We start from the raw sequence: 16,993 nt of genomic DNA, 5'->3' as shown, positions 1-16,993 counted from the left end.
GCCCGCAGCGCAGCGAGGACGAACGACGTTGACACCGACCAGCGGCGGAAGACGATCTACCCGGGAGGGAGGCAGAACACCCGTCGCTCAACAGGAACGACCTTCATCCGCAGCTTGACATCCATAGGAGCATCCCCGCGGGAAGGTGCTCGGTGGCACGAGCTGCCTCAACGCGATGCAGTACATCCGCGGCCACCACTCCGACTTCGACGCCTGGGCGGAGGCGGGCCCCAACCCCGGCTGGAGCTACGCCGACGTGCTGCCGCACTTCGTGGACCTGGAGGACAACGAGGGCGGCGCCTCCCCGTACCACGGCGTCGGTGGGCCGGTGCACGTGTCGACCCTGCGCGACAAGGACCACAACCCGACCTCCGAGGCGTTCGTGGCGGCCTGCCTGGAGCGCGGCTACCCCGCCAACGACGACTTCAACGGCGCGACGTCGGAGGGTGCGGGATTCGGCCCGGTGTCGATCAAGGAGCGGGTGCGTCAGGACACCTGGACCTGCCTGCTCGCCCCGGTGGCCGGTCGGGACGGGCTCACCGTGCGTACCGGCGCGTCCGTCGCCCGGCTGCTCGTCGAGGGTGACCGGGTCACCGGCGTCGAGCTGGCCAGCGGCGAGCGGATCCTCGCCGGCCGCGAGGTGATCGTGTGCGCGGGAGCCATCGACTCGCCGCGGCTGCTGCTGCGGTCCGGGATCGGGCCGGCCGACGAGCTGCGCGCGGTGGGCGTCGACGTGGTGCACGATCTGCCGGGCGTGGGCCGCAACCTGCACGACCACGTCCTGCTCGGCGTGGTGTACGAGGCGGCGCAGCCGCTGCCGCCGGGTCGCAACAACCTCTCGGAGAGCGTGCTGTTCACCCACAGCTCGCTGCGCGCATCTCGGGGCCTGCCGGCACCCGACATCCAGGTCGCGCTGGTGCACGTCCCGTTCCACTCACCGGAGTTCACCGCGCCGGCGAACAGCTACACCATCGCCCCCGGCATCGTGTACCCGCGCAGCCGGGGGAGCGTGCGCCTGCTGCCGGACGGCGGGCTCGCGATCGACCCGAACTACCTCGCCGACGACGCGGACGTGGTCGGGCTGATCGAGGGGATCGCCCTGTCCCGCGAGGTCGGCGCGGCGCGGGCGTTCGCGCCGTGGCGGGCGAGGGAGGTGCTGCCCGGCCCGGACGTGACGAGCGACGCCGCGCTGCGCGAGTTCGTCGCCAAGGCTGCGAGCACCTACTACCACCCGGCCGGGACCTGCGCGATGGGCACCGGAGCCGACGCCGTCGTCGATCCCGAACTGCGGGTGCGCGGGCTGCAGGGCCTCCGGATCGCCGATGCGTCGATCATGCCGTTCATGGTCGGGGTGAACCCGAACGCGGCCATCACCATGATCGGGTCGAAGGCGGCGAGCCTGGTCACCGGCGTGGAGCCGAGGGTGGCGGCGAATCTCGCGACGGCCTGACCCCACGATCGCCCGCCCGGTGACCACGCTCCACCGGGCGGGCCCCGTCATGTCGCCATCGTGCAGGTCGACGACGAGGGGCCGGAAGTCGACGACCCCTCCGGGCGGTGCACGGCCTCGGCCGAGCGGCGGCCCTTGCCGATCATGGCGCGAAGCCCCGCTCCGCGAGCAGGGGCCGCGAGCAGGGGCCGCGAGCAGGGGCGAGTACCGGCCCATCCGCGAGGGGGTGCTCGGCCCTGCCGAACCGATCGGCGCCCCGGCCCCGGCATCGGGTGCGGTGACGGCATCGGGTGCGGTGACCGTGCGACTGTTCAACTCCGGGCCCCGCCGCGGTGAGTGCGGTGAGACCGGCCCTGTCGAGGGGGGATCGGCGCCCTGTCGAGGGCCGGCGGCGGCGGCGTCGTCAGCCGGCTGCCTGCTGGATCGCCCGCCACACCCTCTCGGGGGTGAGCGGCATGTCGATGTGGCGCACCCCGAGGTGGGAGAGCGCGTCGATGACGGCGTTGTGCACGGCCGGGGTGGACCCGATCGTCCCCGACTCCCCGATGCCCTTGGCACCCAGCGGGTTCAGGTGTGTCGGGGTCTCGGTGGTGGAGGCCTCGAACGCGCACACGTCGGCCGCGCTCGGGATCGTGTAGGACACCAGGTTGGCGGTGGTGGGGTTGCCGTCGGCGTCGTAGTCGAACACCTCGTAGAGCGCCTGGGAGATGCCCTGGGCGATGCCGCCGTGCTGCTGGCCCTCGACGAGCAGCGGGTTGAGGATCCGTCCGCAGTCGTCGACGGCGACGTGCCGCAGCTGGGTGACGAGCCCGGTGTCCAGGTCGACCTCGACGACGGCGATGTGCGAGCCGAACGGGAAGCTGGACTGGCCCTGCGCGAAGTCCAGTTCCTCGCGCAGCGCGGCCGCGGTGCCGTCGGGGCTGCCGGTGCCGTCCTCGGCCGCCGCCGCGACCTGGGCCCAGCTGACGGCCGGGCCCGCGACTCCCTTGACCCCGAACCCGGCCGCGGACAGCTCGACGTCGTCGATGGACGCCTCCAGCAGGTGGGCGGCGATCTCCCGGGCGCGGACCACCAGCTCGGTGCTGGAGGTGTGGATCGCGCTGCCACCGGTCTGTAGCGACCGTGACCCCATGGTGCCCGAGCCGCGGGGCACCAGCGCGGTGTCGGACTGCACCAGCCGGATCTTGTCCATCGGCACCTGCAGGACCGCGGAGGCGACCTGTGCGAAGGCGGTCTCGTGGCCCTGGCCGTGGGCGCTGGTGCCGGCGGAGACGGTGAACGTGCCGTCGGGATGTGCCTGTGTACTGCCCCATTCGACGTCCAGGCCCAGCGGTGCGGTGACCTCGACGTAGCAGCCGACCCCGATGCCCAGCGCGACCCGGTCCCCGGACTCCCGGCGGGCGCGCTGCTGCTCGAGCAGCTCGTCGTAGCCGGCCGCGAGCCGCGCCGCGTCGAGGGTCTTGGCGTACTCGCCGTTGTCGTAGGGGGCGCCGGTCAGTGTGGTGAGGGGGAACCGGTCGGGCGGGATGAGGTTGCGCCGTCGCAGCTCCACCGGATCGATGTCCAGCTCGTCGGCGGCGATGTCGAGGATCCGTTCGAGCATCTGGGTGGCCTCGGGGCGGCCGGCACCGCGGTAGGCCCCGACGGTGGTGGTCGTGGTGGCGACCGCGCGCCAGGCGAACTCGATCGCCGGGATGTCGTAGACGCCCTGCGACATCAGCTGGGTGAGGCTGGGCAGGATGGTCCCGATGGCGGGGTAGGCCCCGGCGTCGCCGATCACGTCCGCATTCAGCCCGACGATCCGGCCCTCGCGGGTCAGGCCGAGCTCGACGTGTTGCACCTGGGCGCGGCCGTGCACCATCGAGAGCATGTTCTCCGAGCGCGTCTCGGTCCATCGCACGGGGTGCCCGAGCAGCAGCGCTGCCTTCGCGACCACGGCCCACTCGACGTAGTCGAACGCCTTGGGCCCGAACCCGCCGCCGACCCGCGGCGCGATCACCCGGATCCGTGCCGGGTCCAGGCCCAGGTCCGCGGCCAGCGTGGCCTGCGCGCCGTTGGGCGCCTGCGTCGGCAGCCACATCGTGACCCCGCCGTCGGGCTCGCCGGGCCGGGCCACGCACGCGTTGGGTTCCATGGGGACACCGGCGAGGCGCTGGTTGTGGAAGGTGGCCCGCACGACGGTGTCGACCTTGTCGAAGAGTCCCTCGACCTCGCCGGTGCCGTCGCCGGCGACGAGGTTGGAGCCGGCCTCGTCGAACAGCAGCGCGACGCCGTCGGCGAGCGCCTCCTCGATCCCGACCACGGCGGGCAGCGGTTCGATGTCGGCCACCACGTGCTCCGCGGCGTCGTGGGCCTCGGCCGCGGAGTCCGCGACCACGACGGCCACGATGTCGCCGACGAACCGGACCTTGCCCCGAGCCAGGTGCGGGCGGGCCATCGTCTCGGGCACCACGCCGGGCAGGCCCTGGCGCGGGGCCAGCCCGATGTCGTCGAAGGTGTACACGGCCCGGACCCCCGGCATGGCGGCCGCCTCGCCCACCTCGATCGACGTGATCGTCCCGTGCGCGATCGTGGAGCGCACGAACGCCACGTGGTAGGCGCCCTCGACGGGCAGGTCGGCGGTGTAGTCGCCCGCTCCGCCGGCCAGCTCCCGGTCCTCGGTGCGCAGCACGCGGTTGCCCAGGACGGATCCCTGAGTCGTGACGGTCATGGGTGGGTCCTCTCCGGCGACGGACAGTCCTCGGGTGGATGATGGTGCGTCCAATTATGCACAAATACTGTGATCGTGCATAGATTGAAGAATCATGCCCAAGTCAGCCGTCACCGGTCCGCCTGTAGCCGTCGCGATCCCGCCCGGGCGCCGGGCGGTCACCGCGTCCCCCGGGCGGACGCGGGACACCCGGCGCCGGCGGGCGCCTACGGGAGGGCGAGGAACTCGCGCAGCGCGGTGTTGACCTCCTCGGCGTGGGTCCAGAGCAGACCGTGCGGGGCGCCGTCGATCTCCACGTACCGCGCTTCGGGCAGGGCCAGCCGGAAGCGGCGGGCGGTGGCGTCGATGGGCAGGACGTTGTCGGCGGTCCCGTGCAGGATCAAGGCCGGCCTGCCGCTCGCGCGGACCGCCTCGACGTCGGCGCGGAAGTCCTCGATCCAGGACGAGACGACGGCGTGGGCCGCCACGGGCGCACTGGAGATCGCGACGTTCCAGCTGCCGGTGACCGCCTCCTGGCTGATCCGGCTGCCCAGGTTCTCGTCGAGGTTGTAGAAGTCGGCGAAGAACTGCGAGTACCAGGCGTAGCGGTCGTCCTTGGCCGCGGCCTCGATCCCGTCGAAGACCTTCTGCGGGACTCCGTCGGGGTTGTCGTCGCGGGCGACGAGGAACGGTTCCAACGAGGCGAGGAACGCCAGCCTCGCGACCCGCTCGGGGCCGTAGCGCGAGACGTAGCGGGCGAGCTCGCTGGTGCCCATCGAGAACCCCACGAGGATGACCTCGCGCAGGTCGAGGGTGTCCAGCAGGGTGTTCAGGTCGGCGGCGAAGGTGTCGTCCGGTTCCGATGGGCGCCGGCAGCACTGCCGGTGCGGTGCAGCTAGACGTTGGTCAGCGTCCTGGCCAGGAAGGGCAGGGCCAGGGCGAGCAGCGCGTCGGGGGTCTGGGCGTGCGGGTGGTGGCCGGCGCCGGTGATGACGGCGAGCTCCCCGAGCCCGGCCGGCAGGTCGGCGATGATCTTCTCGCCCTCGGCGCGCGGGTCGGGCCAGCCCGTCCTCGGATCGGGCGTCGACCCGGGGTACACCGACGGTGGCGCGGAGGTCGTGATCGCCATGCGCGATGGATCTTCGCTGAGCGGCTGGCCAGTTGCAGTACGGCCGGGCTTGTACGCCGGCACGGTCGGATCGACGTGACGTGACGAGTCGTCGTGACCCCGGTGGTCGACCAGCAACCACGGTCGATCTCTGCCGGACGGTCGCACGGCTGCTGAACCGAGTGCCGGCGCGATGCACACGGATCAGCGACTTCGGATGATCTCGACGCCGATCGGTTCCCAGCTGATGCCCGGCAGGCCCGCGAGCGGCGCGTAGGGGTCGGCGGCGCGGTTCCACAGGTCGGGGAAGGTTCCGTCCCCGCGGCCCGGGCCGGCTGCGAGCGTGCGGAGTACGTCAAGATCGGTGATCGTGGCGGTCACCGACCAGCTGGCCCGGACCTGCCGCGGGGTCTCGTCGCTGGCGTCGAGGTCGACGGCGTCGAGCCGGAGCGCCTCGGCCAGCTCGGGCCAGGTTCCGGCGGTCGGGTCGATCCACCAGCGCACAGCGGCGGCGCTGCTGATGGCGATCTCCTCGTGCGGGTCGAGCAGGTCCTCGTCGAGATCGTCGGCGGGCCCGAGGTCGATGACGATGCCCTCGGACAGGCGCCGGTGTGCTGCGTCGCGCAGCGCGCCGCGGTCGACCACGTGCAGCCCAGCCACGACGGTGCGGGTCCAGTGCTCGCCGCGCCGTCCGCGGTCCCGGGGCGCACGGACGGCGGGGGTCGGTGGTGGGTCGGGCAGATCGAACAGGCCGGGCTGCGCGATCACGGACCCTCCTCGCCACGGCTCGTCGCTGAAGTGCCCGGCGGTGCGGTGTCGAGCGGTGCGGTGTTGAGCGGTGCGGTGTTGAGCGGTGCGGTGTTGAGCGGTGCGGTCGCGAGCGCGGTCACGTGCGGCTCATGTGCCTGGCCAGAGCCCGGTCGAGGGCGGCGAGGTCGAACGGGCGGGGTGGGGGTGGTTGTTCGTCCGGCCAGTCCTCGACGGGCGCGTCTCCTCGGCCGCCGATGCAGGTGGGCCGGGTCGGGGTGGCGGCCGGCCCACCGGTCTCGAGCAGCACGGTGTGGTCCCAGCAGTCGCCGAGGTCGTAGCGGTAGGACAGCCGGGCGCCGGCTCGGGGCAGCGCCTCGGCCAGGGTGAGCTGGTCGGAGTCGGCGCACTCCTGGAGCTCGTGAATCGGGTCGGCGTAGTGCATGCCGTCGACGGTGAAGACGTGCAGATGGTCCCCGTCCCACTCGAAGAGGACCTGGATGATCTCGTGGAGTTCGGTGAGTGTGGTTGCGGCGGGCAGCCGCACTCGACGCCAGACCGGTGGGCGGAACCGGTCGAGGTCGATCCGCAGTTCGAGCTGGTCGTCCTCGGTCCACGCGGTGCGGGGAGCCGGAGGTCGATCCAGTTCGGGTCGGGCCCACCGACCGAGCGCGGTGACCTTGCGGGTCGCGGGATCGACGGCGCCGCACTCGGCGAGCACCTCGATCGCACCGGTCTCGGGGAGCAGGCCGCGGCGGAACGCGTACCCGATCGTCATCTGGTCGCGCAGCGGCAGCAGGTCCAGCACGCCGTCGAGGGCGTCGCCGAAACCGGGGTCGGGTAGGTCGGGTGTCGTGGTGAGGACGTCGAGGGCGGCGGCGCAGACGAGTGTGGCGCTGCGGCGTCCGGGGTCGGCGGACTCGGCACGCAGGACGGCGGTGACGCCGTGCCGCCACTGGTCGACCGGGTCGTCGGTGGTCGTGTCTGCGCATGCTTGAGTGGCGCCGACGGTCAGCAGGCCGGCACCCTGGGCGGCGGTCCAGGCCCGGTGCAGAGCGGGCACGTGCGCGGCACTGACCACCCGACCCGGGTCGGGCAACCCGGCTCTCGCGCATGCCGCGGGGATGTCGGCGCGGCGCAGCACCGCCTTCGCGGTGACCGGACGGCCGGTGCCGACGAACGCGGCCACGGCCCGGGCGCGGGTGAGGAGCAGGCAGCCACGTGCCGCGTCGACGACGGCCGGGGTGGGCGTGGCCGCTGCTCCCCCCTCCGCGGCGGGATCGGCCGCGCTCTCGTGATCGCGCGGCCGGATCGAGCGGCCCGAACGGTGGTCGCGTCTCAGCACGGCGCGGACCCTACCGACGGCCAGACGTCGACCGAGCACGCGATCCCCCTCGTCGGGGCCGCGGACCTGCCTGGGCCGGAGTAAGTGAGTGGGTGTCGCCAGCGCGGTGGCCGCGGCGTGGATGTCGGCCTTGATGTAGGTCGTGGTCGTGGGTCCGCTGCTGTCGGTGTGCCCGGTGTAGGCGCGGGCGATGCGGTAGCCGGAGTGGCGCTCGACCCAGGATAGGGTGGTGTGGCGCACCAATGGGTGGAGACGCCGTGCGTGGCGATCCAGGGCAGCTGCCGGCCGAGGCGTTTCCACAGGTGGCCGTACCTGCGGCTGGTCAGCGCGTGACCATCGCGGTAGCGCAACAGTGCGTCGCCGGGCGCGACGGCGCCGCGGTGCTCCGCGTGCTCGGCGAGACGGCCGGCGAGCAGCGGGCTGACCGGCTGCCAGTGCGGGGTGCCGCCCTTCTCCCGTAGCCGGATCAGGCAGTTGCCCACGTCGAGGTCGGCCCCGCGCAGGGCGAGGGCGCCGCCCCGGCGGCAGGCGGTCTCGGTGTGCAGTCGGAGCAGGAGAGTGTCGAGGATGACGTCGTTGCCGCTGGTCCGGGCGGCGGTGTTGATCAGGTCGAGTTCATCGGGCTGCGCTGGGAGGGACCGCACGAGCAGGCGGCGGACTTCGTCGCCAAGGCGGGGGACGAAGGAAAGGAGATCGCGCGCGAGCTTCGCCGCCTGATGCCGCTGAAGACGCAGGCCCACTACGAGCCGGGCCAGGTATCCGCAACCAAGGCGCGTGGCGCGGTGGCTGCCGCGGAACGCGCCGTGGCGATCGCGCGACGCGCCGTCGCTCGGGCCCGCTGAGCCGAGTTCGCGACCGAGCACGTCCTGGGACGGCAATGCGACATCGGGTTGGCGAGCACGATGGTGGCGAACGGCAGGCGACGCTCGGGCCTGTTCGGCTCTGGCGGTGGGGGCATGTCGGTACCCCGGCGTGACCGAGACCGGGGGCAGCACGACGGGCCGCAGATCCTGCTGCACTTCGTTGCTGAGCAGGTCGACGAGGTCCGGGAGGCCAGCTGGTCGAAGCTGCAGCCGCTGACCGATCCTGTTCGCCTCGTGCGCTGTTCGGTCAGTTCGTCGTGTCGAGCGCGCGCCGCGCGTCACCGGCCGCGAGGCGCACCAGGTGGTCGAGCCCGGCGCAGCGCAGGCACGGTGGCCCGTCGTCGTGCATGTGCAGCCGGTCGCCGCCGGTGGCCGCGCAGCGCGCGCGGGACAGCAGGCCCGAGAGTGCGTCGGGCTCGGGTCTTCGAGCAGTTGGGCGGTGGTGGGGCGGATCGAGGAACACGCGCGTCTCGGCGGCCGGGCTGGCGTCCCGGCGACGTCGTCGGCGTCCATCGCCGGCCGCGATGCTGCTCTTGCGGACGTTGGCGGCAGGCGGCGCTTCGCTGCGTTACCACGGTGATCTCGACGGTGAGGGGGTGCGCCTCGCGGCCTATGCGCTCAGCCCTCGCCGAGCACGGCACCGCTGTTCCCGAGCGGCGAGTGGTCGCCTTGCTGCTCGCGGATCTGGAAGATCCATAGGCGTTCTGCTTGTCAGGTGGCCGGGACCTGTCGTGGCAAGCTCGGCGACCGCCAGCGTGGGACTTGGGGCACGTCCGTGAGTCGATCTTGGTGTCCGAGGACCGAGTTGTACCATGACCCCACCGTCTTGCACCGCGCTGACCTGCTGCTTTTCGAGTAGATCAACCTGTCTCGGTGCTACCGGCCGCCGGGCAACGGATAGGCGAGTCGGAGGCGGGTCAGGCCGTTCGGGGAGATGGACACCACGTATGGGCCTCGGGCGCGAACAGCCATACGGAGAAGGCGTTGCTCTGCGTCCAGGAACAGTGCAGCCATCGCCGGCCCGGTGAGGTCGGCCCGGGCGAGGGCGAACACCCGGGCGTCGTGCATGTAGATGGCCCTGGCCTCAGCGACATTGCGAGCGACGGCTCGGTCCTTGCACAGCAGGATCTCTCCCCGGACGGCTGCGTCCGAGATCCACTCCTCATCGCCGACGGCTTGGCTCCGATCCGTGCCGTACCGCTCGTCCATCGTGGTGAGGGACCATCCCCGGGCTCGTAGGGCGGTCGGCACGATCTGTGACCCGAGGCCGCGGTCGAGGAAGAACCGCGGTTCGTCGACGGCCGCGGTCGGCATCAGATCACATCCGCGTGGCGACCAGCGCCCGGACCTCGTCGGTGGTCAGGGCGTAGTCCGCCGCGACCTGCGCGGCGGGTTCACCCGCGGCAAGCCGGGACACGACGTCGGCGACACGCAGGCCGCGCCGGGCGATGGTCGGCCTTCCCGAGTTGATCCGGGGGTCGATGGTGACCTCCACCTGCTCGTACCGGGGCAACCGGATGAGCTCCACGTAGCCGTTTCGGTACGAGATCGTCTGCAGATAACGGCTCACGAGTGGGGCGAAGACCCGCTGCTGGTTACGGACCACGACCAGGTCGCCGATGTCGTCCACGACCCGACCGTCGGTAGCAGCGGACTGCCGGCTGAAGTCGTAGAGGATCTCCGCGCCGTCGGTCTTGAGGCGCTCGCTCGCCAAGGCTGCAGGAAGTCCGATGTGTTCGTCGAGCCACTGGATAGCCGGGCGGATCCGCTGCATCGGGACGCCTGCGGATCGAAACGCGGCGAGTACGTATGCCTCGGCGAGGCCGAGGAAGGGGACTGACGGCGCCCGCCCGCTGCCGCTGCGCGTGGTGGTGATCATCGGGAACGCTTCGACGACCCCGCCGAGGGTCTTGTAGGCGTATCCGCGCGCCCAGTTGCGCAGGGTCTCCGGGCGCACGTCGATGATCTGCGCAGCCTGCGGCTGCGTGTAGAGCGGGATCCGGTACTCCTCCGCTTCATCCGCCACGATCGTCATGCTGCCTCCTCCTTCCACACACTATCGGGGCTTACCGGGGTCGCCGAACATACGAGCGGCCGCGGGCACTCAAGTGCCGTCGTCCGATCCCCGGGCGGAGTCACCGGAGGACGGGCAGGCTGATCGATCAGGGCAACCGGACGGAATCGACCCTGGCCGACGACGTCACTCAGCACGGCTGCTACGTCCTCAAGTCCTGATGTTGCCGACGACCAGGGTGCCGAGCCCGTACCGGCGGCAGCACTGCTTGTACTTGCCCCCCGAGCCGCACCAGCACGGCGCGGTTCGTGCCGGCGGCCACGCCGTCATCGGGGTCGTGACGGTGCGCAGGTCCGGGTAGGCGTTGAGGTCGTCGTCACCGGGTTTCGTGACCTTCCGCGCGGCGAGGAAGGTCGCCAAACTGGACACGTCTCCAGGTAGCTGTTGGACCCGCAGTCCCTGCTGCTCCAGGAACGCGCAGTGCTGCTCGACACGGCGGCGGTGCTCGTCCCACGTCGCGCCCACGCGAGCGGCCAGGTGCGGCCATCGCGCAACCAGGATGCGGAACTGCTCCTCGGGCCAGAACACCGAGAGGGCCGCTGTCGCGTACTGGTAGGTGCCGTCGCTGCCGGCGGGGGACCAGCCTGCCTCACTCATCGCATCGACCATCCGTGACCGAACAGTGGTTCCCAACCCGGCAGGGCATCGACGAGGTCGTCGACCGGAAGGTCCACCGCCAGAGCGCGGCACTGCCGCACGATCTGCTCTGCTCGCTCGTCCGCGAAGTCGGGCGAGTACTCGAGCAGGGACTCCGAGCCGCCGTCCCGGCATCGGTACAGGCCATGCAGGATGCCCACCGCCACCTCCGTGGCGGCGACCGTCATGCCCAGCCGTGCGTGCCGCTGCAGATCGTCGAGGAACGGCTGCAGCAGTTCGTCGAGGATCTCGGCGGCGGCGTCCACCGGATGCAGGTAGCCGATACCCGGTCGGTGTCCCGCCCGGCCGTTGAGTTCGTCGATCTCCACGAATCGCAGCGCTGACTCCACGCCGTCGGCGACCCCGGTCGGGTCCACCTGTGAGAGCCGCCGGGTTGCGAGCTCCTCGGCTTGCCCTCGCAGTTCGGGTCGCGCGGTGAGCAAAGCGTCGAGCAGCTCAGCCTTCTCCGCCGGGGACAGGGCGTTCACTGCCGGTGATCGTGCTGGCACGGATCCTCCACCCGCTGTGGCTCGACTGTGGCGGTCGGTTCCCGCGGCGACCTTCTGCGGGCCGCGACGATACCGAGGCGGGTGCTCGCGCTGTCCCGCCGGGCACCGGTCCGCGGTCGGTACCCTCCCGCGATGAGCGGACTCAGTGTGGCCGAGCTCGACGCGCTGATCGCGGAGGCCACCATCGACTGCTACGACGAGCACGAGCAGGTCGCCGGCCTCTACGGCGTGATGGTGGACGAGCTCGCCGTGCCGTTCCAGACGACCGTGCTTGGAGTCGCAGTCACCGTCGAGGACCTCGATCTGACCGGTCGTGGGCACATCGTCGCCCGCTGCTCGCGCGGCGGGATGTGTCAGGCGATCCTGGTGTTGGGCCTCCCGCTGCCGACGCCGCCTCCGCCCGGTGCCCAGTGGATCGAGGCGTACCGGCGCTGGGCCAGGTGATCCGCCGCCGGACGCCGCCTGGACGTCGGCCTTCCGGAGGGCTGATGCCCGGGCGACCGCGGGTCGGCGTGTGTGGTCGGCACGGTGTGGAGCACGGTCGCCCCGCTGCGGTTCTTGTGTCAAGGTTCAGCGGCTGTCGAAGATGTGGAGGCCGGTGCGGGTGGTGCTGGCGAGCCAGGGTGCTGGATGGCGCGGGGTGTCGACCCGGGCGCATCTTGAACGGCTCGGGTACGCCGGGCCGTGACGAGCTCAGCATCGTCCTCGCCCGAGGCCGATGTAGCGGCGTTGCGCGCGGAGAACGCGCGGCTGCGACGGCTGCTGGACCTGACGCCCGAGCAGGCGCGCCTTCCCGCTGCCGCGCAGACGGGGCTGTTCCTCGACCAGCCCGGTCCGGTCACGGCGTCGTCGATCGGGCCGGACAAGGTCCGCTTCTTCCGCACGCTGTTCGCCGCCCGCGCCGACGTGTATGCGATCAGGTGGGACAGCGCGCGGACGGGCCGTTCGGGGTGGTCGCCGGCGGTCGAGGGCGGGTGGCGGAAGGGCACCAACCGGCCGTACCTGCGCCTGACGGACCGCGTGGTGGAGGCGCACTTGAAGGGCGAGGTCCACCTCGGGCTGTACCCGTTGGTCGCCGGCGACACCTGCCACTGGCTCGCAGCGGACTTCGACGGCCCGTCCGCGATGCTCGATGCGCTGGCGTACCTCAAAGCGGCTCGGGCGGTCGGGGTTCCGGCGGCGTTGGAGGTGTCGCGGTCGGGCATCGGGGCGCACGTCTGGATCTTCTTCGCCGGTCCGGTGCCCGCCGCCACTGCTCGGGCGCTGGGCACTGGGCTGCTGCGCGAGGCGATCGCGCTGCGGGGCCGGATGGATCTGACCGCGTATGACCGGCTGTTCCCGTCGCAGGATGTGCTCTCGGCATCGGGTGGGATCGGCAACCTGATCGCGGCGCCGTTGCAGGGCCGATCACGTCGGCACGGGGCGACGGTGTTCCTGGACCTGGCGACCCTGGAGCCGCATGCCGACCAGTGGTCCTACCTGGCCTCGTTGCACCGGCTGTCACCACGGGAGGTGGCGCGCCTCGCCGGCCAGGTTGCCCCGCCGAAGGTCGGTGTCGCTGTCACCAGGCTGGTGCCGGCCACGGCCTCGGGTATCCAACCCCGCCCGGCGCCGGTGGTGGGCGTGCAACTTGCTGCGGGCGCCTCGGTCGAGATGTCCGCGTTGACGCCGGCTTTGCCCGCGACCCTCAAGCATGCGGCGTCGATGCCGAATCCAGCGTTCTATGACCGGCAGCGTCGCCGGTTCTCGACCTGGGGCGTCCCGCGGTTCCTGCACTCGTTCGACGAGACCCTCGACGGTCGGCTGGTGCTTCCACGCGGGCTGGCCGGCCTGCTGGCGAACGTCATCCAGGAGGCTGGGAGTGCACTGGAGATCGACGACCGGCGCACGGACGGCACACCGCAGCAGTTCGCGTTCACCGCGACGTTGCGCGACGACCAGGACGACGCGGTCGCCGACCTCGCCGATCACGACCACGGGGTGCTGGTCGCCGCGCCCGGGGCGGGCAAGACTGTGATCGCGTGCGCGCTGATCGCGCGGCACGCCACCTCGACACTGGTGCTGGTCGACCGCAAGACCCTCGCCGATCAGTGGCGGGCGCGGCTGACCGAGCACCTCGGCGTCACCGCGGGCCAGCTCGGTGGTGGCCGCACGAAGCGTGCGCGGCACGGTCGACGTGGTGACCCTGCAGACCCTGTCCCGGCGCGACGACCTGCCGGAGCTGACCGCCAACTACGGCTTCGTGGTGGTCGACGAGTGCCACCACCTCCCAGCCACGGCGTTCGACAATGCCGTCCGCCAGATCGCGGCCCGGCGGTGGCTCGGCCTGACGGCTACCCCATACCGACGCGACGAGCTCGACGACCTGATCGCCCTGCAACTCGGCCCGGTCCGGCACACCATGAGCGCCCCCGAGCCGGGCACCCTCGCCGCCGCCGCGGCCGGTGGCACGGCGGAACGATCCCTCACCGTCCACCTGACCGACTTCGCCTACCGCGGCGACGCCGATCCGTCGGCTCCTGGCGGGATCGCCGCCGTCTACCGCGACCTCGTCGCTGACGACGCCCGGAATCAACAGGTGCTCACCGACGTCCTGGCCGCGCTCGCCCGCGGACGGAACTGCCTGGTCCTGACCCAGTGGACCGGGCACGTCGCCGTGCTCGCCGACCTGCTGCGAACCGCAGGGCACGAACCGGTGGTGCTGCGCGGAGGGATGGGAGCAGGTCAGCGCCGCGCTGCGCTGGACCGGCTCCAGCCGGACGACGGGCCACTGCTCGTGGTCGCGACGGGTCCCTACGTCGGTGAGGGGTTCGACTGTCCTGCGCTCGACACCGTGTTCCTGGCGGCACCGATCGCGTTCAAGGGCCGCCTGGTGCAGTACGTCGGCCGGGTGCTGCGCGCGGCGCCCGGGAAGCACGTCGTCGAGGTGCACGACTACCACGACATCCAGACCGGGGTCCTGGCGTCCTCGCTGCGCAAGCGCGCACCCGGCTACCGGAGCCTGGGCTTTCCCGACCCGAGCACGACGCAGCACGTCCCACCGCGAACGTCCGGGCGCCGGTGACCCGCGCGGCCGAGTGGACGGCCACCCGCTTCGGCGGGGTGCCCGCCCAGGCGTTCGAGCTCATCACCTGCTGAGTCGCGGGGGCCCCGGCGCGGATCAGGCGGCGAACGCGACCTGCACCGGGGGCGTCCCGGAGCCGGGGGCGGCGAGCAGCTGGGCCTCGGCGTCGATCTCGTCGCGCCGCCCCGCCGCCAGCGGCTCGAACGCCTCGACGGTGACGGTGAGCTGGCCCCCGCGCTGCGCCGCGGACCGCCACACGCCGACGACCTCGCCGTCGGCGAGGACGGCGCCCGCGTTGCCGATCGCCCGCCACACCACCTTGCGGCGCGCCGCGTCCGGGACGACCACCTCGCGGTCGCGGGCCTGCAGCCAGGGATCCGACGGGGGCAGCAGCCGGGTCGCCCGCAGCGGCTCGGCGTCGCGCGCGCGGTCCAGCGCGTCGGGCGTCATCCAGCCCGGCCCGCCCGGCCCGCTCACCTCGACGAGGCCGGCCGGTGCCCCGGCCGTCACCATGGCCTGCACGACGCTCTTCGCCACGGCCGTCGTGGTGCCGAGGAAAGACCCGAGGTGCGCGGCCGACGCCGGCCCGTGCAGCTCCACGTAGCGCAGCAGCGCCGCCGCGGCACCCTCGCCGCGCTCCGGGACCCGGGGCGGCCGGACGTCCTCGGGCAGGGGTTCGAGGAGGGTGCTGCGCCCCTCGGGGACGACCTGCACCCCGGCCGCGAGGCCCACCTGCTGGAAGAGGGCGCCGGAGATGTGCCGGGCCCGGCACGACTCGCAGTCGTAGGTGAGGTCGTTCGGGACCCGCTCGCTGACCAGCGCGCTGACCTCGCCCTTCGACATCCGGTGGGTGACCACGTCCCGCATCGCCGTCGCGGCCGCGGTGAAGGCCTCCACGCCCCGGCGGGCGCCCTGGCGGATGCTCGTGGTGGCGATGCGCTTCGTCGCGTCGGCGTCGCCGACCGGCCAGAGGGCGCGGGCCAGGAACGCGAGGTCCTCGGCCCGGTGCAGGTGCGGTGCGCCGCGCCAGGTCCAGACCAGCGGCCCCGCCGCGCCGTCGGCGGGCGCGGCACCGCGCGCGGCCAGGGCGCGCGCCGCGGAACCGTACAGGGTGTCCTGGATCCCGAGCCCGAGCACCCTGTCCGCCCCGCCCGCCCGCCGGTCGAGGCCGTGGACGGCGGACCGGTGGCCCAGCACGGCGCGTCTGGTCAGCTCGGGGGCGCTCATGCGGTGGTTCTACCACGCGGGCGGCACCGGGCCTGAGCTGCTCATCTGTGAACGGATCGGGAGTCGCCCGCTTCCTACGGTGCGACCATGACCGCGCTGGAACCCGCTGCCCCGAGGTGACGACGTACGTCCTGACCGACCTGCTGCGGGACCGGGCCATCGCCGAGCCGGACGCGACGGCGTTCGTCGTGGGCGCCGGGAGCGAGGTCGCCGGGAGCCTCGTCTTCGGCGAGTGGGCCGCGCAGACCGAGGCCGTGGCCCGGGCGCTCACGGCCCGCGGGCTGCGGCGCGGCGACCGGGCGGGCCTGTTCTTTGACCGGCTGGAGTTCGTCGACTACGCCGTAGCCTACTGCGCGGTCCTGCCGGTCGGTGCGGTCGCCGCGCACCTGCCGACCACCGACGCAGCGGTCGCCGCGCGGCTCGGCGCGCAGGCCGGGTGCGTCGGGGTGATCCGGGGGAGCGGCCCGCCCCCGGCCGCGCCGATCGCCGGACCGGCCGGCAGGTCCGGGCGCGCCCGGTGGCCGTCGGCGCCGCCGCGGAGCCGGTGGACGCGCGGTTCGCCGGAGCTGATCGACTTGACCTCCCAGATCCTCGCCTGCGGCACCCGCGCCGGCAGGCGGAACCGTCCGGTGTGGGTGATGCGGCCGTCGCCTCCCGGCCGGGCCGTCAGCGTCGCGACGTCGCCGCTCACCGCGACGTCGAAGCAGGTGCCAGGCTCCCAGCGGAGGGCTCGCAGGACGAGCTGGTCGGTGATCCGGCCGCGGTCATCGATGGCCGCCATCCCGTAGACGGCGGCGTCGTGCGGCCGCGTGGCCGGCACGGACGCCAACGGCAGGACCGTGCGTGGCGCGGCCGTGCGAGGTTGCGCGGTTCCAGGCAGTACGGCCGGAATGAGCAGCGGGGTGAGGACCGAGGCCGCTGCAGGAGCAACCCCGGTGCGGCGAGATGAGCCGCGCTTGGGTGTTGGAGTGCCTTCGAGCACCGGCACGTCGGATGTGGCAGGGATGCCACGAAATTGTGTCCGAGGGGGGACTCGAACCCTTGCCCCACGCCTTGGCGCTGACCGAGGACCTCCTGCTGGACCGTGCGGGCTGACTCGCTCGCCACCGGCTGGTAGCGACGGCGGCGTTCTGTAGATGTGGGACTGTCAACTGAACGGTGTAACTGATGTTGGTCGGGTCTACCGACGGCCAGCGGCGAGTCGGCCGTCGAAGGTCATCTCGAAGGCGTTGAGGGCGGGTTTCCAGCGCATCATCCAGCGCTTGCGGCCCTGGCCGGTGG

17 protein-coding genes and 2 pseudogenes are annotated in these 16,993 nt (G+C 72.5%); 7 read left to right on the top strand and 12 right to left on the bottom strand.

Annotated elements, in window-relative coordinates; genetic code table 11:
- Window positions 1-145: 145 nt before the first annotated feature.
- Window positions 146-1,450, top strand: a complete 1,305-nt coding sequence (locus Q1K26_RS07370) for a GMC family oxidoreductase N-terminal domain-containing protein (RefSeq protein WP_300008770.1) — start codon at window positions 146-148, stop codon at window positions 1,448-1,450.
- A gap of 403 nt (window positions 1,451-1,853) precedes the next feature.
- Here the strand turns inward: Q1K26_RS07370 and Q1K26_RS07365 are convergent, their stop codons facing one another.
- The 6 genes and pseudogenes from Q1K26_RS07365 to Q1K26_RS07340 form a co-directional block, all read right to left on the bottom strand.
- The gene (locus tag Q1K26_RS07365) at window positions 1,854-4,160 is read right to left on the bottom strand and encodes a xanthine dehydrogenase family protein molybdopterin-binding subunit (RefSeq protein ID WP_300008768.1); all 2,307 of its coding nucleotides are present in this window, start codon (window positions 4,158-4,160) and stop codon (window positions 1,854-1,856) included.
- A gap of 206 nt (window positions 4,161-4,366) precedes the next feature.
- Window positions 4,367-5,002, bottom strand: a pseudogene (locus Q1K26_RS07360) (alpha/beta fold hydrolase); the annotation flags it as partial.
- A 32-nt stretch (window positions 5,003-5,034) separates the two neighbouring features.
- On the bottom strand, window positions 5,035-5,268 hold the full coding sequence (locus tag Q1K26_RS07355) for a hypothetical protein (RefSeq protein WP_300008772.1): 234 nt from the start codon (window positions 5,266-5,268) through the stop codon (window positions 5,035-5,037).
- 183 nt (window positions 5,269-5,451) lie between these two features.
- Window positions 5,452-6,015 carry a hypothetical protein gene (locus tag Q1K26_RS07350; protein ID WP_300008766.1) on the bottom strand — a complete coding sequence of 188 codons (564 nt, stop codon included), beginning with the start codon at window positions 6,013-6,015 and terminating at the stop codon, window positions 5,452-5,454.
- Window positions 6,012-6,137: a hypothetical protein gene (locus tag Q1K26_RS07345; protein WP_300008764.1), complete on the bottom strand. Its 126-nt coding sequence runs from the start codon at window positions 6,135-6,137 to the stop codon at window positions 6,012-6,014. The genes Q1K26_RS07350 and Q1K26_RS07345 overlap by 4 nt, the downstream gene beginning before the upstream one ends.
- The gene (locus tag Q1K26_RS07340) at window positions 6,134-7,579 is read right to left on the bottom strand and encodes a hypothetical protein (RefSeq protein ID WP_300008762.1); all 1,446 of its coding nucleotides are present in this window, start codon (window positions 7,577-7,579) and stop codon (window positions 6,134-6,136) included. The genes Q1K26_RS07345 and Q1K26_RS07340 overlap by 4 nt, the downstream gene beginning before the upstream one ends.
- A gap of 299 nt (window positions 7,580-7,878) precedes the next feature.
- Here Q1K26_RS07340 and Q1K26_RS07335 point away from each other — a divergent pair, with 299 nt between their 5' ends.
- A complete protein-coding gene (locus Q1K26_RS07335) occupies window positions 7,879-8,181 on the top strand; it encodes a hypothetical protein (protein ID WP_300008760.1) in 303 nt (100 codons plus the stop codon).
- Between the two features lie 268 nt (window positions 8,182-8,449).
- Here the strand turns inward: Q1K26_RS07335 and Q1K26_RS07330 are convergent, their stop codons facing one another.
- The gene (locus Q1K26_RS07330) at window positions 8,450-8,665 is read right to left on the bottom strand and encodes a hypothetical protein (protein WP_300008758.1); all 216 of its coding nucleotides are present in this window, start codon (window positions 8,663-8,665) and stop codon (window positions 8,450-8,452) included.
- Between the two features lie 61 nt (window positions 8,666-8,726).
- Here Q1K26_RS07330 and Q1K26_RS28700 point away from each other — a divergent pair, with 61 nt between their 5' ends.
- On the top strand, window positions 8,727-8,981 hold the full coding sequence (locus Q1K26_RS28700) for a DUF2399 domain-containing protein (RefSeq protein ID WP_363320435.1): 255 nt from the start codon (window positions 8,727-8,729) through the stop codon (window positions 8,979-8,981).
- A 97-nt stretch (window positions 8,982-9,078) separates the two neighbouring features.
- Here the strand turns inward: Q1K26_RS28700 and Q1K26_RS07325 are convergent, their stop codons facing one another.
- The 4 genes from Q1K26_RS07325 to Q1K26_RS07310 form a co-directional block, all read right to left on the bottom strand.
- Window positions 9,079-9,516, bottom strand: coding sequence for a hypothetical protein (locus Q1K26_RS07325; RefSeq protein ID WP_300008756.1), 438 nt, complete (start codon window positions 9,514-9,516; stop codon window positions 9,079-9,081).
- Window positions 9,517-9,520: 4 nt separating this feature from the next.
- Complete coding sequence (locus Q1K26_RS07320) at window positions 9,521-10,237, bottom strand: DUF433 domain-containing protein (RefSeq protein ID WP_300008754.1); 717 nt, start codon at window positions 10,235-10,237, stop codon at window positions 9,521-9,523.
- A gap of 189 nt (window positions 10,238-10,426) precedes the next feature.
- On the bottom strand, window positions 10,427-10,873 hold the full coding sequence (locus tag Q1K26_RS07315) for an SEC-C domain-containing protein (protein WP_300008752.1): 447 nt from the start codon (window positions 10,871-10,873) through the stop codon (window positions 10,427-10,429).
- Window positions 10,870-11,400, bottom strand: a complete 531-nt coding sequence (locus tag Q1K26_RS07310; RefSeq protein ID WP_300008750.1) for a hypothetical protein — start codon at window positions 11,398-11,400, stop codon at window positions 10,870-10,872. The genes Q1K26_RS07315 and Q1K26_RS07310 overlap by 4 nt, the downstream gene beginning before the upstream one ends.
- 153 nt (window positions 11,401-11,553) lie before the next feature.
- Between Q1K26_RS07310 and Q1K26_RS07305 the strand changes: the two genes are divergently transcribed.
- The 3 genes and pseudogenes from Q1K26_RS07305 to Q1K26_RS07295 all read left to right on the top strand — a co-directional run bounded on the left by Q1K26_RS07305 (window position 11,554) and on the right by Q1K26_RS07295 (window position 14,485).
- Complete coding sequence (locus Q1K26_RS07305) at window positions 11,554-11,865, top strand: hypothetical protein (protein ID WP_300008748.1); 312 nt, start codon at window positions 11,554-11,556, stop codon at window positions 11,863-11,865.
- Window positions 11,866-12,546: 681 nt separating this feature from the next.
- A pseudogene (locus Q1K26_RS28695) lies at window positions 12,547-13,518 on the top strand (DEAD/DEAH box helicase family protein); the annotation flags it as partial.
- Between the two features lie 82 nt (window positions 13,519-13,600).
- Window positions 13,601-14,485 carry a DEAD/DEAH box helicase family protein gene (locus Q1K26_RS07295; protein WP_300008746.1) on the top strand — a complete coding sequence of 295 codons (885 nt, stop codon included), beginning with the start codon at window positions 13,601-13,603 and terminating at the stop codon, window positions 14,483-14,485.
- 96 nt (window positions 14,486-14,581) lie between these two features.
- On the opposite strand, the gene Q1K26_RS07290 is transcribed toward Q1K26_RS07295, so the two are convergent.
- Window positions 14,582-15,712, bottom strand: a complete 1,131-nt coding sequence (locus Q1K26_RS07290; protein WP_300008744.1) for a crosslink repair DNA glycosylase YcaQ family protein — start codon at window positions 15,710-15,712, stop codon at window positions 14,582-14,584.
- Window positions 15,713-15,828: 116 nt separating this feature from the next.
- Here Q1K26_RS07290 and Q1K26_RS07285 point away from each other — a divergent pair, with 116 nt between their 5' ends.
- Window positions 15,829-16,500 (top strand): hypothetical protein, encoded by a 672-nt coding sequence (locus Q1K26_RS07285; RefSeq protein ID WP_300008742.1) that lies wholly within the window; start codon window positions 15,829-15,831, stop codon window positions 16,498-16,500.
- The last annotated feature ends 493 nt before the right edge of the window (window positions 16,501-16,993 follow it).

It is taken from the genome of Pseudonocardia sp. (genome assembly GCF_029263155.1).
Taxonomy (GTDB): Bacteria; Actinomycetota; Actinomycetes; order Mycobacteriales; family Pseudonocardiaceae; genus Pseudonocardia.
This window is presented reverse-complemented; position numbering and strand designations above follow the sequence as displayed.